Below are 23499 nucleotides of genomic sequence, written 5' to 3' on the forward strand. Positions count from 1 at the left end.
CCTACGGCTCGGCGTCGATCACCTCGGCGGGCACGGGCGCATCGGAGCGCAGGGCGGCGAACAACTGCCCTGCGGCGGCGTCGTTCCACACCACCACCGAGCCCGAATCGCCCGCCCCGAATTCGCCGATCGGCACCGTCGTGGTGACGACGTCCCCGCGCAGCGCCCAGGCCAGCCGCGCCAGGTCCCAGATGTGGTCGCCCTCGTCCACCGCGACCGCGTCGCCTGCGGCGTGTGCCATCGGGTACCAGCGCAGCGGGTTCAGCAGCACCGCCGGGCTGGCGGCGCGGTCGAGCAGGGCGGACATGAAGGCGCGCTGGTTGAGCATGCGGTCCAGATCGGCGCGCGGCGTCGCCCGGGTGCGCACGAAGCCCAGTGCGGTGCGTCCGTCGAGTTTCTGGCAGCCGGCCGGCAGGTCGATGCCGGCGAGCGGGTCGTTGATCGGCTCGGCCGGGCACATGGTGACGCCGCCAACGGCGTCGACCATCGTCGCGAAGCCGTCGAAGCCGACCTCGGCGTAGTGGTCGATGCGCAGCCCGGTCGCCTGCTCCACCGTCTGGGTCAACAGCGGTGCGCCGCCGACTGAGAAGGCCGCGTTGATCTTGTCGCTGCCGTAACCGGGCATCGAAACCAGTGAGTCGCGCGGAATGGACACCATCGTGGTGCTGGCGCTCGACCACGGCGCGGGGATGTGCACCATCAGGATGGTGTCGGTTCGGCCGCTGCCGACGTCGCCGCCGGTGGCCAATTGCGACTGCTGCTCAGGCGTCAGATGCAGACGACTGTCGGACCCGACGAGCAGCCAGGTGGTGCCCGCACCCGAGGCCGGCCGCTCCGGGTAGTTCAGCAGCGCCGGGATCCGGTGCAGTGCCGAGTCCATCCACAGCCCGCCCGCCACCACTGCGACGATCGACAACATCATCACCGCCAGCACGATGCGCCCCCAACGCCGTTTGCGCCGTTGTCGCTTGGGCTTCGGCGGCGCGGGCGGGCGGGGCCGGGGCGGCGCGCCTGCCGGTCTGCGTGCCGCTGGCGGCCTGCGGCCCGGGGGTGGCGCCGGCGGCGGTCTGCGGCCCGGCGGGGGCGGAGGCGGCTGCGGCCGCCGCGCGGGGGTCGGTGGATTCGGCGGCCACATGGGTGGGGGTGGCCGGTAGTTCGGATCGCGGCGGATCACCTGTGACGGCTCGGGGCGGGCGCTTCGTGGCCCGCCGGCTTGCGGCGGGGGTACGAAGCCGCGGCGCGGCTGCCGATCGTCGTTCACATCAGGGAATGTACGTGGCCGCGCGCCGGTGTCACTGCAGCCAGCTCAGGTGGTCGGCAGCCAGGGCGTAGCCGACGAACGCCACGGCGTCGATCAGGCCATGCGCGACGATGAGCGGCCACAGCCGGCCGGTGCGCACGTAGACGTAGCCGAACACCAGCCCCATCGCCAGGTTGCCCAGTCCGGCGCCGAAGCCTTGGTAGAGGTGGTAGAGCCCGCGCAGCACGCTGGAGACGACGACGGCGGCCACCGGCCCCATCCGCAACTGGCGCAGCCGGGTCAGCAGAAAGCCGACAACGACCACCTCCTCGGCCCAGCCGTTGGCGAACGCGGTGAGCAACAGCACCGGTATCCGCCACCAGGTGTCGTAGAGCTCGGCGGGTTCCACCGAGGCGTTCACCCCGAGAATTCGCGCGATCTGGTACAGCGCGAGACCCGGCACTCCGATCAGCGCTGCCAGCCCGAGACCGCCGAGCAGATCCGGCTGCCAGCGAGGCCGGCCCAGCCCGATTGCGCTCGGCCCGATACCGCTGCGCCACAACAGGTACACCGCCAGCGCACCCCACGCGAGCAACTGGAACACCCAGGCCAGATTGAGCCCGAGGTCGATGAGGTCGAACGGCGAACGGCGTGGGTTGAGCGCGACGACCTGCCCGGCCAGTCCCAGCAGAACCGACTCGATGAGGTTCAGCAGCGCGCTGTAGGCCGAGAGCCCGAAGGTGACCGCCAACACCACGGCGATCTCGATCCGCAGCGCCCGCTGCTGCTCGCCGGGCTGATCGGGGGCACTCACCGCTGCCACGGTAGCGGGCCTGCCGCATCTAGAGCCTGCGCGCGCGTAGCCCGTTGAGGAACGGGCAACCCATCAGTACCCGGATCGCTTGGCTCAGCCCGGTGACGTCGTCGACCGGTCTGGCGAACGGTAGCCGCACGTCGTGGTCGCCGTCGTCGGTCTCCACCCGCAGTCGGACCCCGTAGCGATCCAGGCCGAGCGGACGAACTCGGCCGCGGCGCAGCGTCATCGGCAGCCGACTGGCCAGCCGTTCCACCACGTCGCGGTGGGCGGACTCCAGGTGCTGCAGCCAGCACGACTCCATCGCGCAGAAGGGGTCGGGCCGCGCACCCAGCAGTGCGCCCACCGCCACCGATTCCGCACCGGTGGAGTCGGCGACGACCACCGACTCGATCTCCAGTCGCAGAAGCTCATATGCGGTCTCGCCATCGCCGTGCTCGCTGTTGACCTGCAGCAGCGCGGGATCGGGATCCTGGGCGGCGACCAGGTCCAGCAGCGCGGGAACCTCAGCGGCGGGAATGTCGCGCAACCGTCCGCCGATCCAGACCAGGGAGCGCACGGGCTCGCGCAGGGCCAACGGCGCGTAATCGGTCATCTCCAGGACGGCCTGCACCCCCGCCTCATCGGCGGAGAGCACGTTGGCCGCGACCGCGCTGTCGACCGGCACGGTGATCGCGAACGAGCCGTCGTCGAGCAGGTGGTGCACGGGGGACTCGGCGTTCTCACATCCCTCTACCGCCAGCATCGCGCCGCCCGCGCGAGCGCAGGCGCTGCGGATCCGCTCGGCTGTCGTCGGTGCCGTCGTGATCGTCGTCATGCCGCCTCCAATCAGATAAGGTGAGCCTAACTTAACTAAGAGGCGACGTGCCCCGCAAGGGTTCTGCTGGCTTCCCGCCCAACCGCCCCGTGCAGCGGAACGGCATTACCACGCGGACCCGTTAGGGTTGGACCGTGCCGCGCATCGCCTATTTGGGACCTCAGGGGACCTTCACCGAGGCGGCGCTGCTGAAGCTGTCAGGGGCGGGCATGCTGCCTGCGGACCCGCGATCCGACGGGCTCACCGCGCTGCCGACCGACAGCACGGCGGCGGCGCTGACCGCAGTCCGCGGCGGGGACGCCGACTACGCGTGCGTGCCGATCGAGAACTCAATCGAGGGCTCGGTGTTGCCGACACTCGACAGCCTGGCCACCGGAACGCCGCTGCAGATCTTCGCCGAGCTGACTCTCGACGTGTCGTTCACGATCGTGGCGCGCCCGGGTACGCCGGCCGATCGCGTTACGACCGTGGCGGCCTTTCCCGTCGCGGCTGCGCAGGTTCGGCACTGGCTGGCCGACCATCTGCCCGCGGCGCGCATCGTGCCTGCCAACTCCAACGCGGCGGCCGCAGCCGACGTGGCCGAAGGGCGAGCGGATGCCGGCGTCAGCACCGCGCTGGCCGCCGAGCGCTATGGGCTGGCCGCGCTTGCCTCCGACGTCGTCGACGAACCCAACGCGCGCACCCGCTTCGTCCTGGTCGGCCCACCCGCGGCCCCGCCCGATCGCACCGGGGCCGACCGCACCTCGGTGGTATTGCGGCTGGCCAACGTTCCCGGTGCGCTGGTGTCGGCGATGACCGAACTGGCGATCCGCGACATCGACCTGACCCGCATCGAATCCCGGCCCACCCGAACCGAACTGGGCACCTACGTCTTCTTCCTCGACTGTGTGGGCCACATCGACGACGATGCGGTGGCCGAGGCACTCAAAGCGTTGCACCGACGTTGTTCAGATGTGCGATTCCTTGGTTCCTGGCCCACCGAGGCCGCCGCGGGCGCCGTCCCGCCCCAACTCGACGAGGCGTCCCGCTGGCTGGCCCGGCTGCGGGAGGGCAAGCCATGAGCGGGCGTCTGGTGTTGGTTCGGCACGGACAGTCGCACGCCAACGTCGAACGTCGTCTGGACACCAGGCCGCCAGGCGCGCCGTTGACCGATCTGGGCCGCAGGCAGGCACGCACGTTCGCCCGCGAGTTGATCCGTCCGCCCGCGATGCTCGCGCACTCGGTCGCCGTGCGGGCGGTGCAGACGGCCGGTGAGATCGGCCGTGAGCTGAGCCTCGGCGCCCTCGAGCTGGAAGGCATCCACGAGGTACAGGTCGGTCATCTCGAGGAGCGCAACGACGACGCCGCGGTCGCCGAGTTCGAAAGCGTCTACCAGAAGTGGCATGAAGGCGATCTCGACATTTCCATGCCGGGTGGCGAGACCGGCCACCAGGTGTTGGACCGCTATGTGTCGGTCATCACCGACCTGCGGCTGCGTCACCTCGACGACGACGCATGGTCCGGCGACGTCGTGGTGGTCAGCCACGGCGCGGCCATCCGGCTGGTGGCGTCGGTGCTGGCCGGGGTCGAGCACACGTTCGCGCTGGACCACCACCTGACCAACACCGAGGCAGTGGTGCTCGCGCCGATCACCGACGGGCGGTGGAGCTGTGTGCAATGGGGCTCGCTGACGCCGCCGTTCTATCCGGAGCCCGATGTGCACCCGGTGCAGGATGCGCTGCAGTCAGCCGACCCGATGGGCTGACACCGTCACCGCGCACCGGCAGCCGACCGCATCGCAGTCGATGCTGAACACGTGCAACACCTCAGGTGTCGCACAATCGGGTTCGGTGCACTCCGCGCGCGCCGCCGCATGGTGGATCAGGGTGCCGTGGCAATGCTCCACGCCCGCGCGACAATCGCGGCACCGGGTCACATCAGCCATGAGTTCTTGATAGCACCCGCGGGCGACGCGACGTGGTTGCCGCGCTGTCTCATCCCCGGCTGTTTGGTCTTCGCGCAAGCGCTCATCCCCGGCTGTTTGGTCTTCGCGCAAGCGCTCATCCCCGGCTGTTTGGTCTTCGCGCAAGCGCTCATCCCCAGCCCAACTCGTGCAGCCGCTCGTCGTCGATGCCGAAGTGGTGGCCCACCTCGTGGATCACCGTTATCGCCACCTCCTCGACCACTTCCTCCTCGCTGTCGCAGACATCGAGCAGCGCCTCGCGATAGATGGTGATCGTGTCCGGCAGCGTTCCGGCGTACGAGGAGTCGCGTTCGGTCAGCGCGATGCCCTCATAGAGACCGAGCAGCCCCGGCTCGTCGTCGTGCCGTGCCTCGACGAGGACCACGACGTTGTTCAGCGCGCGGGCGAGCTTCGGCGGGATCAGATCAAGCGCATCGGAGACCAATTCGTCGAACCGCCGTGCGCTCATCCGCACCGACACGCGGCTACGGTCCCGGCGGCGGCGGGGGTGGCGGCACCGGCACGCCGGGGGCGGGGGTGCCGGAGCGGGCGGTGGTGGGGTGCCGGAGCGGGTGGCGGCGCAGGCACGGGAGCGCCCGGCGGTGGCGGCAGGGCGCCCGGAGGCGGCGGGGGACTGTTGATGAACGTGTTGCCCTGCGGGGGCGGCGCCGGCGCCTCGGTGCCTGCGGTCTCGCCGGACTGCTGCGGACCGTGAGTGGTCTGGTCGGTGCCGTCCGAGGAATCGCTGCCCGAAGAGCTGCTGCTGCTACTGCTGCTGCCGGACTGGTCGCTGGTGATCTGCGACGTGCTGTCGTCGGCGCTGACGTCCGGCATCGGGATCGGCGGGAAGTTCAGCCGCTCCTGCGGAATGTCCGGCGGGGGCACCGGCGGCTGACCGTTGATGAGCAACGGGCCTTTGGCGCTGTTGAGCAGCGTGGACCAGCCGCCGTTGCCGAGGGTTGCGCCGATACTGCACGACACCTGGCGGCTGCCGGCCGACCAGCTGGGCAGCGAAATGGTGCTGTAGATCAGCGTCAGCGTGGTGCTGCGCAACTCGATCGGCGCCAGGTAGGCGTCGGTGAGCCGGGTGCACTGGTCCTTGATGAAGCTGTCCTGTTCGGGCTCGGGCGGCAGGCCGGTCGGGAACTTCTCGGCGAGGTTGACGGCGCCGGTGACCTCCATTGCGTGCGGTGCCGCGCAGTCCACCGGGATGTCGGTGGGCTGGTTGGTGGTCGGGTCGATGCCCAGACAGGTCCCCGCGGGCCACACCTTGGACTGGTCGATCTCGGCGACCTTGCCCTTGAACGGCAGCTGCTGGTTGTTGGCCCCCGGCAGCTGCAGCCCACACAGCATGCGGCGCTCTCCCGACTGGCGCCAGGCCTTCTCACCCGACCACAGCATGCTGATGGTGAACCGGCTGTTGGGATCGAACCGCGGTCCCAGATAGTTCTTGACCGCCGCCGAGCACTGCTCCTGGCTGATCTGCTGGATGCGAGCGGCCGACGGCGGCGGCGCTTCGGGGCCGTACTCGCTGCCGGGGAAGGTGCGCATGTCCACCGATTCGGCGACCTCGAACCGATGCTCGGTGGCGCAGTCGACGATCTCGGCGGCGTCGGGCGTGCGGTCCGGCCAGTTGAGGCAGTCGCCCGCCTTGGCGTGCTTGAAGGTGTCGTTGCCGCGCGGCCCCAGCGAGATGGTGCTCGCGGTCAGTCCACTCGGGCCCTCCGCCTGCGGCAGGGCAGTGATGAACCCGGCGATCAGCAAGGCGCCGAGAGCCGTCAGCAGCAGCGCGCGGTGCGTGGACGTGGCGTGAATCCTCTTCCACCACGCCGGCCGCGAGACCTGCTCATCGTCGTGCTCGGATGGCGAACCTGTGCCGTCCGAGCGGTCGGGTGACTGCAACATCCGCTCCATTGTGACAGGCGTGTCACGTGCTGTGACAAGTGTTGCGGTTGTAAAGTTATGCGGTTGTGCTGGGGCGGCCTTCCGACCAGTAGGGTTGCGCCCGTGATCGACCTCAAGCTGCTACGCGAGAACCCGGATGTCGTCCGCGCGTCGCAACGTGCCCGCGGTGAAGACCCGAGCCTCGTCGACACCCTGCTCGAGTCCGATACCGCCAGGCGGGCCGCGGTGTCGACGGCCGACAACATGCGTGCCGAGCAGAAGGCGGCCAGCAAGAAGGTGGGCAAGGCGTCGCCGGAGGAGCGGCCCGCACTGCTCGAGCACGCCAAGGCGCTGGCCGAGAAGGTGAAGGCCGCCGAGGCTGCCCAGGCCGACGCCGAGCGGGCCTTCGCCGCGGCGCACATGGCGATAGCCAACGTGATCGTCGACGGCGTGCCCGCAGGCGGCGAAGACGACTTCGTGGTGCTCGACACCGTCGGTGAACCGCCGCCAATCGACGACCCGAAGGATCACGTCGAACTCGGCGAGTCGCTGGGACTGATCGACCTCGAGCGCGGCGCCAAGGTGTCCGGCGCGCGGTTCTACTTCCTCACCGGTGCCGGTGCCATGCTGCAGTTGGGGCTGATGCAGTTGGCGGCAAGGCTGGCAACTGAGAACGGGTTCACCCTGATGATCCCGCCGGTGCTGGTGCGCCCGGAGGTCATGAGCGGCACGGGCTTCCTGGGCGCGCACAGCGAAGAGGTGTACCGGATCGAGGCTGACGATCTGTACCTCGTCGGCACGTCCGAGGTCCCGCTGGCCGGCTATCACGCCGACGAGATCCTCGACCTGTCCAGTGGACCGCGCCGCTACGCGGGGTGGTCCTCCTGCTTCCGGCGCGAAGCCGGCAGCCACGGCAAGGACACTCGCGGCATCATCCGCGTGCACCAGTTCGACAAGGTCGAGGGGTTCGTCTACTGCACACCCGAGGAGGCCGAGCGCGAACACCACCGGCTGCTCGACTGGCAGCGCAGAATGCTGGCGATGATCGAAGTGCCGTATCGCGTGATCGACATCGCCGCAGGCGATCTCGGCTCGTCGGCCGCGCGCAAGTACGACTGTGAGGCGTGGGTGCCGACCCAGCGGACGTACCGCGAACTCACCTCGACCTCGAACTGCACGACCTTTCAGGCGCGCAGGCTCTCGGTGCGCTACCGCGACGAGAACGGCAGGCCGCAGACCGCGGCCACCCTGAACGGCACGCTGGCCACCACCCGCTGGCTGGTCGCCATCCTCGAGAACCACCAGCAGCCCGACGGCAGCGTCCGCGTCCCGCAGGCGTTGACGCCGTTCGTCGGAACCGACGTGTTGACGCCGAGGAAGTAACGCCTCGCGTCAGGCGTCCAGCAGTTCGTCGAGGCGGGCGAGGAACTCCTTGGGCCGCTGCGGGGTGAACGCGGGTTGCGGCCGCGCCCCCGGCACGTCGAGAGTCACCAGCGTCGACTTGACGGGCCGCCAGAGGTCGAGCGGCAGCCAGCGGCGCAGATCCGAGCTGCCCCAGATCCGGAACCGGTGGGTGAGCATGCCCAGGGGTTCGGCCTTGTAGCCGCGGACCGACCGCAGCGGGATGATCTTCGATGTGCCCGAAGGGAAGTGGTAGCGCCGCAGCGTGATCGCCTCGCGGTCCAACTGGATCAGACCGTCGTCGTAGTACTGGCGCGGCCCGGTCACGTCGCGTCCCGTCTGGAGCGCAGTTCGTGGCCCTTGGTGGTCAGGCAGCGACCGTTCTGGAGGTTCCACTGCCACCCGTGCAGGTTGCAGGTCAGCGTCGAGCCCTCGACCACGCCGAACTTCGACAGGTCCGCCTTCAGGTGGGGGCAGCGGCGCTGAATCTCCCAGCCGTCCAGGGTGATCGAGGCCGAGTCGTCGTGGGCTTCGGCGAACCAGCCGTCGGCGTAGGCGATGCGCTCGTCGGTCAGGCATTTGAAGAACGTGTACAGGAACTCGTTGTAACCGCCGACCCGCCAGGCCGAGAAACGCGTCGACAGGAAGATGGTGTTGACCCAGTCCGGCTCGTCATCCCGCAGCACCGTGCGTACCAGCTCGGGCGCGATGGCGAACCCGTACCGGAATTTCTCGTCGGGAATAGGTTCGCGCACAACACGTTTCGGGAAGTCCAACACAACTGTCTCATCGTGCCCGCCCCCGCGCAGCCGCAGCTCCACGGGGTAGCCGATGCCGTCGCAGATCTGGTCGCTGGCCAGCATGATCGGCTCGAACACCGTGCGCAGCGGTTCCAGCATGGGCTCGCCGGCCGCCGACGCCCAACTGGCCTTCTCCGCTGCCAGCACAGGCGCCATCCGCTCGGCGTAGTCGGCGATGTAGTCCGCCTTGCGGGTGGTGAAGATCGCGTGCAGCTCGTCGTCGGAAAGTGGATGCGCCACCGAATCCAGTTGGGTGCCCGTGAAGTTCGCGGTCGACCCGGGGATCAGCAGCAGGCCGCCGTCGTGGCCGTGCGTGCGCATCTGCTCGAGGAACACGACCTGGTCGGGAAAGATGTTGGCCGGGTCACCGCGGTCGTCGTTGAGGTGGCGCAACGCGGGGTCCAGAAAGCACGGCGGCCCGGCGGACGGAATCACCCACGTGGCTCCGACCTGCGCGATGTACTGGCGGCAGCGGTCCATCTGCCGCTGCCGCTTCTGCACACCGAACGCCTCCTTGGCGCGGGTGGGCATGTCGTAGACCATCGGGTACCAGATGGCGCCGGAGTATTGCAGCATGTGGACATCGACATGGCCGAAGTCGGCGTGCACCACGTCCAGGTCGACGGGTCGGGCGTCGTTCATGTTGAAGGCGGTGGTGACGCCGTCGGAGACCACCAAGCCGGAGTCGCCGATCGGGCCGTCGGCCGGGGCCCGCAACGCGATGATCATCACGTCGAGGTCGCCCTTGGGGCCGCTGACGCGGTGACTCACCGAGTCGGTGGTTTCGAAGAACCAATGAAAGCCGAGCTTCTCCAGTTCCCGGCGCAGATCGGGCACCGGGTAATCCGGCAGCAGCACGACCGCGTCCTTGTTGACGTGCTCGCGCAGCAGTCGGGGGTCGAAGTGATCGCGGTGCAGGTGGGAGACGTAGAGGTAGTCGCAGTCGCCGAGGGCGTCCCAGTCCAGGCCGCTGTTGTCGGGGAACGGAAACCACGAGGCGAAGTACGCCGGGTTGACCCACGGGTCGCACAGGATGCTTCCAGCCTTGGTGTCGATGCGGAATCCCGCATGGCCCACGCTTGTGACCTGCACAAAGACCCTTCCGTCGCGCTCAACGTGCCGGTGTCGAGCTTAACGGCAGCAGACAGCCGACGTCGTATCCGCGCCCGCACACTACGCTTGCGTTCGTGGAACCGGTATACGGCACAGTCATCCAACTCGCGCGGTTCGCCTGGCGCGTCCAGGGGCTGAGGTTCACCGTTACCGGCGTGGAGAACCTGCCCGAGACGGGCGGTGCGGTGATCGCGATCAACCACACCAGCTACTTCGACTTCACCTTCGCCGGACTGCCCGCCTACCGGCAGCGCCGCGGTCGCAAGGTGCGGTTCATGGCGAAGAAGGAAGTATTCGACAACAAGATCACCGGCCCGATCATGCGCAGCCTGCGCCACATCGAGGTGGACCGGAACAGCGGCGCGGCCTCCTTCGACGAAGCCTGCAGGCGCCTCAAGGAGGGCGAACTGGTCGGCGTGTACCCCGAGGCCACGATCAGCCGCAGCTTCGAGATCAAGGGGTTCAAGTCCGGGGCTGCGCGAATGGCGATCGCTGCCGACGTGCCGATCGTCCCGCACATCGTCTGGGGCGCGCAGCGCATCTGGACCAAGGACCACCCGAAGAAGATGTGGCGGCCGAAGGTGCCGATCTCTGTCGCGGTCGGCGAGCCGATCATGCCGACGCTGCCCGCCCCGGAGTTGACCGCGCTGCTGCACTCGCGCATGCAGCATCTGTTGGAGCGGGTGCAGGCCGACTACGGCGAGCATCCGCCCGGCGAGTTCTGGGTGCCGCACCGGATGGGTGGCGGCGCGCCCACGCTGGCCGAGGCCGACCGGATTGACGCCGAGGAAGCGGCCGAGAAGGCCGCCCGCCGCGCGCGACGCGCCGACCCCGCAGGAGCACCGGAGTAGCGCGATGGAGCCGGTTTTTCGGACACTCGAGCTCACCGCGAGGCTGGCGATAAGGGCCACCGGAACCCGGATCGACTATCAGGGTCTGGAGCACCTGCCTGCCACGGGCGGCGCCGTCATCGCGATCAACCACACCGGCTACATCGACTTCCTGCCGGCCGCACTGGCCGCGATGTACCGCAAGCGCCGGATGCGCTTCATGATCAAGGCCGAGATGCAGGACGTGAAGATGGTGGGCTGGTTGATCAAGCACACCGGGACCATCCCCGTCGACCGGCGGGCCGGGGCCGGCGCCTATGCCGCCGCGGTTGAGCGGTTGCGGGCAGGGGAACTAGTCGGCGTGTACCCGGAAGCCACCATCAGCCGCAGCTTCGAGCTCAAGGAGTTCAAGACCGGTGCGGTGCGCATGGCCCTAGAGGCGCAGGTGCCGATCGTGCCGTTGATCGTGTGGGGCGCACATCGCGCGTGGACCAAGGATCATCCGCGGGCGCTGGGCCGCCACAAGCTGCCGATGATCGTGTCGGTGGGAGAGCCGATAGCGCCGGCCGCAACGAGCGGCGAACTCAGCGTCGTACTGCGCGGCGCGATGACCGACTTGCTGCAGCGAGCCCAGCTGGAGTACCCGCACCCCGAGGGGGCGTTCTGGGTGCCCCGCAGGCTGGGTGGTGCGGCGCCGACTCCGGACGAGGCCAGGCGGCTCGACGAGGCGGAACTGGCGGAGCGGGCCCGCAGGCGCGCCGAGCGGGAAGCGAAGAGCCACCGGTGACGTCGGTGAGTAGCGAAGGCGGATCGCGTCGATGACATTGCCCCGGCTGATTGCCTCCGATGTCGACGGCACCCTGCTCGATGACGATGAGAAGGTCACCGCCCGTACCCGTGCCGCGGTTACCGCGGCGGTGCAGGCGGGTGCGCAGTTCGTGCTCGCCACCGGCCGGCCGCCGCGCTGGGTGCAGCCCGTCGTGGACGCGCTCGGCTTCGCCCCGATGGCGGTGTGCGCCAACGGCGCGGTGATCTACGACCCCGCAGCCGACCGCATCGTGTCCGCCCGGACGCTTTCCGCCGGGGCGCTCGCGGAACTCGCCGACATCGCGACCCGCGTCATCCCCGGTGCAGGCCTGGCCGTCGAGCGCGTCGGGCGCAGCGCCCACGACGCCGCGACCCCGCAGTTCGTCAGCTCGCCCGGCTACGAGCACGCGTGGCTGAACCCCGACAACACCGAGGTCTCCGTGGAGGACCTGCTCAGCCGGCCGGCCATCAAGCTGCTCATCCGCAAGGCCGGTGCGCGCAGCGGTGACATGGCCGCCGTGCTCACCGAACACCTCGGCGGCCAAGGTGAGATCACTTATTCGACGAACAACGGTCTGATCGAGGTGGTGCCGGTCGGTATCAGCAAGGCGACGGGTGTCGACGAGCTGGCGCGACCTCTGGGCATCAGCGCCGAAGAGGTGGTCACCTTCGGCGACATGCCCAACGACATCCCGATGCTGCGATGGGCCGGGCTGGGTGTGGCGATGGGCAACGCCCACCCCGACGTGCTCGCCGCGGCCGACGAGGTCACCGCCGACAACAGCGACCACGGCGTCGCGCGGGTGCTCGAACGCTGGTGGCTCTAGCCGTCCCGCACCGCTAGATGCTCATCGGCGGGGTGAACCGCTCCAGCTGTACGGGCAGCGAGTCGGCCGACGGCTTCGGCAGCTCCACCGGGACACCGTCGATGACCCGGGTCACCGTGCCCTTCTCGCGGTCGAAGTTCAGCGTGCCGTGCTGGAAGTTCTGCACGACCCACTGCGGCTCGTTGATTTCGCTGCTGGTCGGCAGGCCGAGCGCCCCGCGTTCGAAACCCAGTGCGCCCCAGGCCTTGTAGATCTCACCGATGACCGGTTCCGCGCCGCTGGTCGGCGACCAGTACACCGCGCCGTGCTCGAAGGTGACGTAGCGGGCCGGGCCTTGGCCGGCGGCCTCCAGCGATGTCGGCCTGCCCAGCGGACTGGCCATCCCGCCCATCGACTCCCAGCGCGCGAAGATGGCGCCGCCGCGCAGCGACTCGGCCAGGTCCTCGGGCCCGGGCGGGTCGTTGAACCGCGCCGCGATGTCGCGGACGCGGTCCATCAGCGCGTATGCCGCGTTGCCCGGGCACTCGGTGGCGCCGACGTCGCGGTGGGTGAAGATCGCGGGCAGCAACGGTGTCGCGCCGACCGGGAATTTCGCGAACGACCCGCCGGACGACGCCAGGGCCACCCGCCCGTGGGGGTCGATGCGGTCCAGGCCCAGTCGCCAGCCCAGGAGGCGGCCGGTGGTGCGCAACTGAATCGGTGTCGGCGGCACCGCCTCGAAGTTGCCCATCATCGCCACACCCCAGGTGTCGCGGTTGAATCCGCCGGTGTGCGCGCCCTCCACGGGTCTGTTCATCCCACCCGCACGTCCCTCGAAGACCTGGCCGTACTTGTCGACGAGCGCGTTGTAAGCCAGGTCGCACCAGCCCAGCGTGCGGGTGTGGTACTCGTAGATGGACCGGACGATGCCCGCCGAGTCCTGCGGCGCGTACTCGTTGCTGCCCGCGGTGTGGTGCACCACGCCGGCGCGAATTCCCAAGTCGAATCGCGGATTTCCGCATTTCATCGACTCGTCGGCCCCCCACCGCGCGCGGTCGATGATCGCAGGCGGCACGCCTGGTGCGTTGACTGCCGACGGCACGGGCAGATTGTCCGCCGGGGGCGCCTGCGGCGGGCTGATCAGCACGGCGTTGACGTTCTGCCCGAACGGCTGCTCGACGTTGGCGGGCACATACCCCAGCCCCGGCCGGTTATCGGGTGTGCGCGGGCCCGGCGTAACGGGCGCGGCCGGTGACCGGTTGACCGCGATCTGCACGGTGGTGGTGCGGCCCACGAACACCGGTTCGGTGCCCCGCACGGCGGCCGGACCGCCGCCCTCCGGCCCTACGCCTGCCATGGGCTCGGCCTCGTACCACGGCCCCCAGCTGCCGTCGGCCCTCTTGGCTCGTACCCGTGCCGTGGTGCCTGCGAAGTCCTGGGCCGTCAAGGCGACCATCGAGAACGGTTCATCCTGGTGGATCTCGCGAACGGTCTCGCCGCCGCCGAGGTCGGTCAGCGGTTGCTGCGCGAGCCGCGGCGGCTCAGGAGCCGGTGCCGGATCGTCGTCGCCCGGCACGCCGTAGACCGCCATGGGCAGCATCACAACCGTCGCCGCGACCGCGGTGAAAAGCAAAGATGGCGAGGACCGCGCACGGGAGGAGCGAATTGGGTGCCGCCCTCGCGAAGAGCGAAAACCAGGACTCGGCACGGCCTGATGTTACGTATGTGTCAGATGTTGCTGCTGTTCCGACACGGCCGAATGCCCGAATTTATCCGCGACCTGCAACGGCACCGCAGAGCCCGGGGGAAGGCTCTGCGGTGCCGTCAGGTGACAGGTCCTAGGCGCCGGGGACGGGCGCCGGGCCCGGCAGGGGCGGTGCGCCCGCCGGAACTCCCGCGACGGCCGGAGTGCCCGGCGGCTTCACCGCCGACATGATCGCCGGCATCACCATGCCCTTGAGCAGGTCGATCGCCTGACCGGCACCCAACTGCTCGGCCATGCTGTTGATCTCGCCGAGGATGCCGCCGCTGCCGGTGCTGGGCGCCGCGGCCGGCATGGTCGCCAGCGACGGGTCACCAAGGATCGGGTAGGTGCCTGCGGCGGGATCGAGCCCGATCGGCGCCGCGATCGGGATCTCACCGGGGGCGGGCAGCCCGGCCGCCGAAGAGATCGGCGTGGTGGCCAGGCCCGGGTCGGTCAGCGCCGGCGGCGTCGACAGGCCCGGCGTGGTCAGGTCAGGAATCGCCGCCGTCGGGCTGGTGAGCGCGGGATTGGGCAGCGCCGGGCTGGTCAGCGACGGGTTAGCCAGCCCGGGATCGGTCAGCGCGGGGCCGGTGGCCGTGGCCGACGGCAGCGTCGCGCTGGGCGTGGTCAGGCCGGGCGTCGTGAGCCCCGGCGTGGTGAGCCCCGGCGTGGTCAGGCCCGGTGTCGTCAACTCGGGCGTGGTGAGCCCCGGTGTGGTCAGCCCCGGTGTGGTGAGCGTGGCGGGCGTGCTGGCGCCCGTGCCCGACAGCATTCCGGTCGGCATCGGCGGCAGGTTGATGCCGAACTGCGACAGTCCCTGGGACAAGGCCGACATCAGCTCGTTGGGCAGGTCGGTGATCATCGCGGCCTGGACGAACTCACGGTGCTGCGCCGCGGGCTTGGTGCTCTCGGACAGTTCGCTCACGGCGACGACTGCGGCGGGGCTGGCGACCGCCAGGGCCAGCACTGCGCTGGTGGCTGTCGAGAGCCGGCGTCGGCGACGGTTCGGCACGGAAGTCTCCTCAATACATGGACTACATCGGTAGGCGATCTCGTGGACAACCCAGGTCTGGCGCTGCTGGCCAGAAGCTAACGTGAATGACGGTACCCATGTGACTTGTGAGACTGAAGTGACGATGCGTAATCGTGAGCCGATCGCAACCTTGCCCATCGTGGCATTCGGGGTGTGATGCCCCGGTCCGATACCCTTGCTGCCGATGACCTCCCCTGTTTCCCCGGTCGCGCCCGGCGCTTCGCGCGGGGGCCCAGCGCACCAGCACCCCAGCACCCCTTACGACCTCTTCGTCGTCGGTTCGGGCTTCTTCGGGCTCACGGTTGCCGAGCGCGTGGCCACCCAGCTCGGCAAGCGCGTGCTGGTCGTCGACAAGCGCCCGCACATCGGCGGCAACGCCTACTCCGAGCCCGAGCCACAGACGGGTATCGAGGTGCACAAGTACGGCGCGCACCTGTTCCACACCAGCAACCAGCGGGTGTGGGACTACGTCCGACAGTTCACCGACTTCACCGGCTATCAGCACCGCGTCTTCGCGATGCACGCCGGGCAGGCCTACCAGTTCCCGATGGGTCTGGGGCTGGTCTCGCAGTTCTTCGGCAAGTACTTCACCCCCGACGAGGCGCGCAGGCTGATCGCCGAGCAGGCCGCCGAGATCGAGACCGCCGACGCGCAGAACCTCGAGGAGAAGGCGATCTCGCTGATCGGCCGGCCGCTCTACGAGGCGTTCGTCAAGCACTACACCGCCAAGCAGTGGCAGACCGATCCCAAGGAGCTGCCCGCCGCCAACATCACCCGGTTGCCGGTGCGCTACACGTTCGACAACCGCTATTTCAACGACACCTACGAGGGCCTGCCGGTCGACGGTTACACCGCGTGGCTGCAGAACATGGCCGCCGACGAGCGCATCGAGGTGCGGCTGGACACCGACTGGTTCGCGGTCCGTGAAGAGCTCCGTGCTGCGCATCCGGAGGCCCCGGTCGTCTACACCGGCCCGCTGGACCGCTACTTCGACTACGCCGAGGGCCGGTTGGGTTGGCGCACACTGGACTTCGAGCTGGAAGTATTGAGCGACTGCGGTGATTTTCAAGGCACACCCGTCATGAACTACAACGACGCCGACGTGCCCTACACCCGCATCCACGAGTTCCGCCACTTCCATCCCGAGCGCGCCTATCCGACCGACAAGACGGTGATCATGCGGGAGTTCTCGCGGTTCGCCGATGACGACGACGAGCCCTACTATCCGATCAACACCGAAGCAGACCGCGCGTTGCTGGCCGCATACCGGGCCCGGGCCAAGGCCGAGACCGCGTCGCAGAAGGTGTTGTTCGGTGGGCGTCTGGGCACCTACCAGTACCTGGACATGCACATGGCGATCGCCAGCGCGCTCAGCATGTACGACAACACCCTTGCGCCGCATCTGCGTGACGGTGCACCACTGACCGAACCGGGCCCGTGAGGAGCGACAGCGCATGAGTGACATCCCGTCCGGCGCGCTCGACGCCGGGGAATCAAGAGCGGTCAGCCTGCTGGCGCGCGTCATCCTGCCGCGTCCGGGCGAGCCGCACGACGTCCGCAAGCTCTATATAGAGGAGTCGGACACCAACGCCCGCCGTGCCCACGCACCGACGCGCACCACATTGGAGATCGGCGCGGAGTCCGAGGTGTCGTTCGCGACGTATTTCAACGCCTTCCCGGCGAGTTACTGGCGGCGCTGGTCGACCCTGGAGTCGGTGGTGCTGCGCGTCGAACTGGTCGGCAGCGCGCGCATCGACGTCTACCGGTCCAAGGCAACCGGCGCGCGTATCACCGTGGGCGGCGAGCCGATCGCCAGCGCCACCGAAGGCGAGGTCGCCGCCATCGAATTCGAGGTCGACCTGTCACCGTTCGAGGACGGCGGCTGGATCTGGTTCGACATCACCACCGACTCCGCGGTCACCGTGCACAACGCGGGCTGGTACGCGCCGGTGGCTGCGCCCGGGCGTGCCAACGTCGCGGTCGGCATTCCTACCTTCAACCGTCCCTCCGACTGCGTCAGCGCCCTGGCCGCGCTGACGTCGGACCCGTTGGTGGACAAGGTGATCGGCGCCGTCATCGTATCCGACCAAGGCACGAAGAAAGCGAAGGACCATCCCGGCTTCGACGCGGCCGCCGCCCCACTGGGGGGTCGGCTGTCCGTGCACGACCAGCCGAACCTCGGCGGCTCCGGTGGATACAGCCGGGTGATGTACGAGGCGCTCAAGAACACCGACTGTGAGCAGATCCTGTTCATGGACGACGATATTCGCATCGAACCCGACTCGGTGTTGCGCGCGCTGGCGATGAACCGCTTCGCCAAGGCGCCGACACTGGTCGGCGGTCAGATGCTCAACCTGCAGGAGCCGTCGCACCTGCACGTGATGGGCGAGATCGTCGACCAGGAGAACTTCATGTGGACCAACGCGCCCCACACCGAGTACGACCACAACTTCGCCAAGTACTCGCTCGCCGACGAGGACAGGGATCGCAGCCGGCTTCTGCACCGGCGCATCGACGTCGACTACAACGGCTGGTGGATGTGCATGATCCCGCGCCAAGTCGCCGAGGAACTCGGCCAGCCGCTGCCGCTGTTCATCAAGTGGGACGACGCCGACTACGGGCTGCGCGCCGGTGAGCACGGCTACGGCACGGTCACTTTGCCCGGCGCCGCCATCTGGCACATGGCATGGAGCGACAAGGACGACGCGATCGACTGGCAGGCCTACTTCCACCTGCGTAACCGGCTGGTGGTCTCGGCCATGCACTGGGACGGAAACGCTGCCGGGTTGCTGGCCAGCCACCTCAAGGCAACCATCAAACACCTGCTCTGCCTTGAGTATTCGACCGTCGCCATCCAGAACAGGGCGATGGAGGACTTCCTGGCCGGCCCGGAGCACATCTTCGCCATCCTCGAATCGGCGCTGCCTGACGTGCGCAAGATGCGCGAGTCGTATCCGGACGCGGTCGTGCTTCCCGGCGCGACGGCGCTGCCGCCGCCGTCGGACAAGCGCCGCAAGAAGGTGAAGATCCCGACGAACCCGTTGGCGATCGCGATCCGCCTGCTGCGCGGCATCATTCACCAGCTTCGGCCGCACGATCCGACCCACCACCGTCGGCCACAGCTGAACGTGGCCACCCAGGACGCCCGGTGGTTCCTGCTGTGCAAGGTCGACGGTGTCACGGTCACCACCGCCGACGGCCGCGGAGTGGTGTTCCGCCAGCGGGACCGCAAGAAGATGTTCGCGCTGCTGCGTGCTTCGCTGCGCCAGCAGCTGCGCCTGGCGCGCAAGTTCAACCGCATGCGCAGGGTCTACCGCGAGTCGCTGCCGGTGCTGACCAGCAAGCAGAAGTGGGAGTCGGTACTGAACCCCGGGGGCGATGGTCTGGCGCGTGGAGCGCAGGGGACGACTCGGGGAATGGCTTGAGGTCGTCAGCACATGCCTGAGAGCCTCCGCGGCGAGGAAGCCGCCCTGGTCGCCGTGCAGTCCGCCCTGGCCGAGCGCCCCGGCGTGCTGACAGGCGCCCGGGCGTTGTCGCATTTCGGCGAGCACAGCCTCGGCTGGATCGCCGTTGCGGCCGTGGGCGCCGTGGCCGCGCCGCAGCGGCGCCGCGCCTGGCTGGCCGCCGGTGCAGGCGCGTTCCTGGCCCACGCGGCCGCGGTGGTGATCAAGCGCATGGTGCGCCGGGAACGCCCGCACCACCCGGCGATCGCCGTCAACGTCGGCACACCGAGCCGGCTGAGTTTCCCGTCGGCGCACGCCACCTCGACCACCGCGGCGGCGGTGCTGCTGTCCCGGCCCACCGGCCTGCCGCTGCCCGCGATGCTGGTACCGCCGATGGCGCTGTCACGCATGGTGCTCGGCGTGCACTACCCGTCCGACGTGTTCACCGGTGTCATGGTCGGGGCCGCCGTCGCGAAGGCCGTCGCCGTAGTGGCCGACCGGGCCGGGAAAGACGTCCCGAGGAGCAGGAACAGCCGATGAGTATCTCCAGTGAGAGCAGCGCAGGACCGATGAGCAGCGAACCGGCGCCGGTCAAGGGTCCGCCGCGCAACGTCGTCACCGGTCTGGTCAAGGCGGTCCGGCCGCGGCAGTGGGTCAAGAACCTGCTCGTCCTGGCCGCCCCGATCGCCGCCTTGGGCAGCGATCTGACCTTCGACTACGACGACGTCGCGATCAAGATCGTCGTCGCGTTCGTCGCGTTCTCGCTTGCGGCCTCGTCGATCTATCTCGTCAACGACGCCCGTGACGTCGAGGCCGACCGCCAGCACCCGACGAAGCGATTCCGCCCCATCGCGGCCCGGGTGGTTCCCGAGTGGCTGGCATACACCACGGCGTCGGTATTGGGCGTCGTCGCGCTGGGGATCGCGTGGCTGGCCTCACCGAACCTGACCGTGGTGATCGCCGTCTACCTTGCGATGCAGTTGGCCTACTGTTTCGGCCTCAAGCACCAGGCCGTGCTCGACATCTGCATCGTGTCCTCGGCGTACCTGATCCGGGCCATCGCCGGGGGCGCCGCGGCGGGAATCCCGCTGTCGCAGTGGTTCCTGCTGGTCATGACATTCGGCTCGTTGTTCATGGTGGCCGGAAAGCGTTATGCCGAGCTGCAACTCGCCGACCGCACCGGCGCGAAGATCCGTAAGTCACTGGAGAGTTACACCGCGTCGTACCTGCGCTTCGTCTGGACGCTCTCGGCAACGGCGATGGTCCTTTGCTATGCGCTGTGGGCGTTCGAACGCGACCGCTTCGAGACCTCCTGGTATGCCATCTCGATCATCCCGATCACCATCGCCATCCTGCGCTACGCCGTGGACGTCGACGGTGGCATGGCCGGTGAGCCCGAGGAGATCGCGTTGAAGGACCGGGTGCTGCAGTTGCTGCTGTTGGCCTGGATCGGGACCATCGGTGCCGCCGTCTTCCTCAGCTGACACCACCCTGGTCCGGCGGACGGGCGAGGCGGACCGTCGCCTCGCCCGCCCACCGGCCCTGCGCTACGACAAGACGGTTCGGGTCAGCCTGTGGCTGAGCGTGCTGGTGGTGGCTTTACTGTTCGGCTGGGGTGCCTGGCAGCGGCGCTGGATCGCCGACGACGGGCTGATCGTGCTGCGCACGGTGCGAAACCTGTTGGCGGGCAACGGTCCGGTCTTCAACGCCGGCGAACGGGTGGAGGCCAACACCTCGACGGTGTGGACATATCTGATCTACCTGGGCGGACTCGTCGGCGGTTCGGTGCGGCTGGAGTACGTGGCATTGGTGTTCGCGCTGACGCTCAGCGTGCTCGGGGTGGTGCTGGCGATGCTCGGCACCGGGCGGCTCTACGCGCCGAACCTGCAGGGCCGCCGGGCGCTGATGCTGCCCGCCGGCGCGCTGGTCTACATCGCGGTGCCGCCGGCCCGCGACTTCGCCACCTCGGGCCTGGAAAACGGTTTGGTACTGGCTTATCTCGGGCTGCTGTGGTGGATGATGGTGCGCTGGGCCCAGCTACCCCGCGCGTACGTACCTGCGGCCGCCCCGCCGTCGCGCGGCGGCGCGCCCACCATCCGCAGGCAACCGCTGGTCCGGCAGAGCCCGCCACCATCTCGCAGCGAATCCAGGTTGTTCGACGCCGCACTGGCTTTCGTCGCCGGGATGAGCGTGCTGGTGCGACCCGAACTCGCCCTGATCGGCGGGCTGGCACTGGTGATGATGCTTATCGCGGCGCGCGACTGGCGGCGCCGCGGGCTGATCGTCCTCGCCGGTGGGCTGGTGCCGGTGGCCTACCAGATCTTCCGAATGGGCTACTACGGTTTGCTGTTTCCCGGCACCGCACTGGCCAAGGACGCTTCGGGATCGAAATGGTCTCAGGGCTTCGTCTACCTGGCCAACTTCAACCAGCCCTACCTGCTGTGGGCGCCGGCGATCCTGCTGACGGGGCTGGCCGGGGTGGTGTGGGTGGCCAGGGGCCGCACCCGGTCGATGCGCACGATCTCGGCGTCAGGTGACGGCTGGTTGGCCCGGATCGTGCAGAGCCCGGCCGCCGTCGTGATCTTCTTTCTGGTCAGCGGACTCCTGCAGGCGCTGTACTGGATTCGGCAGGGTGGCGACTTCATGCACGGCAGGGTGCTGTTGACGCCGCTGTTCTGCCTGTTGGCGCCCGTCGCGGTGATACCGGTGGTGCTCCCCGACGGCAGGCGGATGGCCCGCGGCGCCGGTTGGTTGTTCGTCGGCGCCACCAGCGTGCTATGGCTGGCGGTCGCGGGATGGGCGTTGTGGGCGGCGAATTCGAGCGGAATGGGTAGCGACGCCACCCGTGTGACGTACACCGGCATCGTCGACGAGCGGCGGTTCTACGCGCAGGCCACCGGCCACGCACACCCGCTCACTGCCGCCGACTATCTGGCCTACCCCCGCATGCGTGCGGTGCTCGAGGCGATCGAGAACACCCCCGACGGCGCGTTGCTGCTGCCTGCGGGCAACTACGACCGCTGGGACGTGGTGCCCGCCATACCACCGCCGCCCGACGCGCCGAAGAACGGAAACGGGCCGCACACGGTCTTTTTCACCAACCTCGGCATGCTCGGCATGAACGTCGGCCTGGACGTGCGGGTCATCGACCAGATCGGCCTGGCCAATCCGCTGGCCGCACACACCGCACGCCTCGAGGACGGCCGGATCGGCCACGACAAGAACCTGTTCCCCGACTGGGCGATCGCCGAAGGGCCGTTCCTCAAGGAACCGGAGTACATCCCCGGCTACATCGACGAGGACTGGGTCAAGCAGGCCCAGGCCGCACTCGAATGCCCCGCGACCGAGGCGATGCTCAACGCGGTGCGCGCACCGATGGGGCCGCGCCGGTTCCTGTCGAACTTGGTGCACGCCTATCAACTGACCCAGTACCGGATCGACCGAGTGCCGCTCTACGAGCTGGTCCGCTGCGGTCTGGAAGTGCCGCCGCCGTCGGTTCCGCCGTACACGGGCATGCCGGCGACCGGGCCTTGATGCGGGAATTTCACAGCCTGTAACGCATTGTGGCGCCGGGTCGATAGAGGGGTCGCGCACCGCGCGCCGTGCGGCAAAGGCCATTGGGCGACCAGCGACGACACGCTCTGAATGGAGGTATCACACCAAGGTGTGGTTGACTGCACGGGTTGCGCGGCGAGCCCGACGGGCGATTCCGCGTGCGGCATACGACAGATGGGATAGGTAGAAGCATGAAGTTCGTTGGCAAGATCCGGGGTGCCTGGGTCCGCCGGCTGGCGGGGGCTGCGCTTGCGGCTGCCGTGCTGCCCGGCCTGATCGGCGCCATCGGCGGCTCGGCGACTGCAGGGGCCTTCTCTCGTCCGGGTCTGCCGGTCGAGTACCTCATGGTTCCGTCCGCCGGGATGGGACGCGACATCAAGGTTCAATTCCAGAACGGCGGCCCGAACGCTCCGGGTGTCTACCTGCTCGACGGCCTTCGCGCGCAGGACGACTTCAACGGCTGGGACATCAACACCGCGGCTTTCGAGTGGTATCTCGACTCGGGTCTGGCGGTCATCATGCCGGTCGGCGGCCAGTCCAGCTTCTACAGCGACTGGTATTCGCCGGCCTGCGGCAAGAACGGTTGCCAGACCTACAAGTGGGAGACGTTCCTGACGTCGGAACTGCCGGCCTACCTCGCGGCCAATAAGGGCGTGAACCCGAACCGCAACGCGGCGGTGGGCCTGTCGATGGCCGGTTCGGCCGCGATGGTGCTCGCGATCTACTACCCGCAGCAGTTCCAGTACGCGGCTTCGCTGTCGGGCTTCCTGAACCTCTCCGAGGGCTGGTGGCCGATGCTGGTCGGTCTGTCGATGGGTGACGCGGGCGGCTACGAGTCCAAGGACATGTGGGGCCCGTCGAGCGATCCGGCGTGGAAGCGCAACGACCCGATGGTCAACATCGACCGACTCGTCGCCAACGGCACGCGCGTCTGGGTGTTCTGCGGCAACGGCAAGCCCGCCGAGATCAACGGTCAGGTCGAGGGAGACAACTTCAACGCGAAGTTCCTCGAGGGCTTCACGCTGCGGACCAACGAGACGTTCCAGGAGCAGTACCTGGCTGCGGGCGGTAAAAACGGCGTGTTCAACTTCCCGCAGAGCGGCACCCACAGCTGGGGCTACTGGGGTCAGCAGCTGCAGCAGATGAAGCCGGACATCCAGCGGGTGCTCGGTGCCACGCCGCAGCCGTCGGCACCGATCGCCACCGCGGCGTCGGTCGAGACGCCGGCCGCGGGTAACTGACCCTCTCGTCAGTCAAACGACAGTTGGCG

Annotated in this window: 21 protein-coding genes and 1 pseudogene; 12 read left to right on the forward strand and 10 right to left on the reverse strand. The window is 68.8% G+C overall.

The genetic code is table 11. The annotated features are described in order from the left end of the window. Position 1: 1 nt before the first annotated feature. The 3 genes from K3G64_RS10095 to K3G64_RS10105 are packed head-to-tail and all read right to left on the reverse strand — an operon-like array spanning position 2 to position 2871. Complete coding sequence (locus K3G64_RS10095) at positions 2–1261, reverse strand: LCP family protein (protein ID WP_238949563.1); 1260 nt, start codon at positions 1259–1261, stop codon at positions 2–4. Positions 1262–1292: 31 nt separating this feature from the next. Continuing rightward, complete coding sequence (locus tag K3G64_RS10100; protein ID WP_238949564.1) at positions 1293–2054, reverse strand: CPBP family intramembrane glutamic endopeptidase; 762 nt, start codon at positions 2052–2054, stop codon at positions 1293–1295. Between the two features lie 28 nt (positions 2055–2082). After that, complete coding sequence (locus K3G64_RS10105; RefSeq protein WP_238949565.1) at positions 2083–2871, reverse strand: DUF2470 domain-containing protein; 789 nt, start codon at positions 2869–2871, stop codon at positions 2083–2085. A gap of 134 nt (positions 2872–3005) precedes the next feature. Between K3G64_RS10105 and pheA the strand changes: the two genes are divergently transcribed. Beyond that, positions 3006–3932 (forward strand): prephenate dehydratase, encoded by a 927-nt coding sequence (gene pheA / locus K3G64_RS10110; protein ID WP_238949566.1) that lies wholly within the window; start codon positions 3006–3008, stop codon positions 3930–3932. Continuing rightward, positions 3929–4615 carry a histidine phosphatase family protein gene (locus K3G64_RS10115; protein WP_238949567.1) on the forward strand — a complete coding sequence of 229 codons (687 nt, stop codon included), beginning with the start codon at positions 3929–3931 and terminating at the stop codon, positions 4613–4615. Before pheA ends, K3G64_RS10115 begins: the two co-directional genes overlap by 4 nt. Here the strand turns inward: K3G64_RS10115 and K3G64_RS10120 are convergent. From K3G64_RS10120 to K3G64_RS10130, 3 genes and pseudogenes are all read right to left on the reverse strand, one after another. Beyond that, positions 4595–4795, reverse strand: coding sequence for a hypothetical protein (locus K3G64_RS10120; protein WP_238949568.1), 201 nt, complete (start codon positions 4793–4795; stop codon positions 4595–4597). The genes K3G64_RS10115 and K3G64_RS10120 overlap by 21 nt on opposite strands. A gap of 148 nt (positions 4796–4943) precedes the next feature. Beyond that, positions 4944–5294 carry a metallopeptidase family protein gene (locus tag K3G64_RS10125; RefSeq protein ID WP_238949570.1) on the reverse strand — a complete coding sequence of 117 codons (351 nt, stop codon included), beginning with the start codon at positions 5292–5294 and terminating at the stop codon, positions 4944–4946. A 4-nt stretch (positions 5295–5298) separates the two neighbouring features. Beyond that, positions 5299–6727: pseudogene (locus tag K3G64_RS10130) on the reverse strand (septum formation family protein). A 93-nt stretch (positions 6728–6820) separates the two neighbouring features. On the opposite strand from K3G64_RS10130, the gene serS reads away from it, so the two are divergent. Then, positions 6821–8080 (forward strand): serine--tRNA ligase, encoded by a 1260-nt coding sequence (serS, locus tag K3G64_RS10135; protein WP_238949571.1) that lies wholly within the window; start codon positions 6821–6823, stop codon positions 8078–8080. 9 nt (positions 8081–8089) lie between these two features. On the opposite strand, the gene K3G64_RS10140 is transcribed toward serS, so the two are convergent. Further along, positions 8090–8425 carry a hypothetical protein gene (locus tag K3G64_RS10140; protein WP_238949572.1) on the reverse strand — a complete coding sequence of 112 codons (336 nt, stop codon included), beginning with the start codon at positions 8423–8425 and terminating at the stop codon, positions 8090–8092. Continuing rightward, positions 8422–9990, reverse strand: a complete 1569-nt coding sequence (locus tag K3G64_RS10145; protein WP_238949573.1) for an MBL fold metallo-hydrolase — start codon at positions 9988–9990, stop codon at positions 8422–8424. Before K3G64_RS10145 ends, K3G64_RS10140 begins: the two co-directional genes overlap by 4 nt. Positions 9991–10085: 95 nt before the next feature. Between K3G64_RS10145 and K3G64_RS10150 the strand changes: the two genes are divergently transcribed. The 3 genes from K3G64_RS10150 to K3G64_RS10160 are packed head-to-tail and all read left to right on the forward strand — an operon-like array spanning position 10086 to position 12475. Continuing rightward, on the forward strand, positions 10086–10862 hold the full coding sequence (locus K3G64_RS10150; protein ID WP_238949574.1) for a lysophospholipid acyltransferase family protein: 777 nt from the start codon (positions 10086–10088) through the stop codon (positions 10860–10862). A 4-nt stretch (positions 10863–10866) separates the two neighbouring features. Next, on the forward strand, positions 10867–11628 hold the full coding sequence (locus K3G64_RS10155) for a lysophospholipid acyltransferase family protein (protein ID WP_238949575.1): 762 nt from the start codon (positions 10867–10869) through the stop codon (positions 11626–11628). 31 nt (positions 11629–11659) lie between these two features. After that, a complete protein-coding gene (locus tag K3G64_RS10160; RefSeq protein ID WP_238949576.1) occupies positions 11660–12475 on the forward strand; it encodes an HAD family hydrolase in 816 nt (271 codons plus the stop codon). A 13-nt stretch (positions 12476–12488) separates the two neighbouring features. On the opposite strand, the gene K3G64_RS10165 is transcribed toward K3G64_RS10160, so the two are convergent. After that, complete coding sequence (locus K3G64_RS10165; RefSeq protein ID WP_238950576.1) at positions 12489–14054, reverse strand: N-acetylmuramoyl-L-alanine amidase; 1566 nt, start codon at positions 14052–14054, stop codon at positions 12489–12491. Between the two features lie 238 nt (positions 14055–14292). Then, positions 14293–15210: a hypothetical protein gene (locus K3G64_RS10170; RefSeq protein ID WP_238949577.1), complete on the reverse strand. Its 918-nt coding sequence runs from the start codon at positions 15208–15210 to the stop codon at positions 14293–14295. Positions 15211–15415: 205 nt separating this feature from the next. Between K3G64_RS10170 and glf the strand changes: the two genes are divergently transcribed. From glf to K3G64_RS10200, 6 genes are all read left to right on the forward strand, one after another. Continuing rightward, complete coding sequence (gene glf, locus K3G64_RS10175; RefSeq protein ID WP_238949578.1) at positions 15416–16672, forward strand: UDP-galactopyranose mutase; 1257 nt, start codon at positions 15416–15418, stop codon at positions 16670–16672. A gap of 13 nt (positions 16673–16685) precedes the next feature. Next, a complete protein-coding gene (locus K3G64_RS10180; RefSeq protein ID WP_238949579.1) occupies positions 16686–18656 on the forward strand; it encodes a glycosyltransferase in 1971 nt (656 codons plus the stop codon). Between the two features lie 12 nt (positions 18657–18668). Beyond that, positions 18669–19214 carry a phosphatase PAP2 family protein gene (locus K3G64_RS10185; protein ID WP_238949589.1) on the forward strand — a complete coding sequence of 182 codons (546 nt, stop codon included), beginning with the start codon at positions 18669–18671 and terminating at the stop codon, positions 19212–19214. Positions 19215–19243: 29 nt separating this feature from the next. After that, positions 19244–20158, forward strand: coding sequence for a decaprenyl-phosphate phosphoribosyltransferase (locus K3G64_RS10190; RefSeq protein ID WP_238950577.1), 915 nt, complete (start codon positions 19244–19246; stop codon positions 20156–20158). Then, positions 20136–22208 (forward strand): flagellar motor control protein ZomB, encoded by a 2073-nt coding sequence (gene zomB / locus K3G64_RS10195; RefSeq protein WP_370647136.1) that lies wholly within the window; start codon positions 20136–20138, stop codon positions 22206–22208. The genes K3G64_RS10190 and zomB overlap by 23 nt, the downstream gene beginning before the upstream one ends. A gap of 212 nt (positions 22209–22420) precedes the next feature. Beyond that, complete coding sequence (locus K3G64_RS10200) at positions 22421–23470, forward strand: esterase family protein (RefSeq protein ID WP_238949591.1); 1050 nt, start codon at positions 22421–22423, stop codon at positions 23468–23470. The last annotated feature ends 29 nt before the right edge of the window (positions 23471–23499 follow it).

This window comes from Mycobacterium sp. IDR2000157661 (genome assembly GCF_022317005.1).
Taxonomy (GTDB): Bacteria; Actinomycetota; Actinomycetes; order Mycobacteriales; family Mycobacteriaceae; genus Mycobacterium.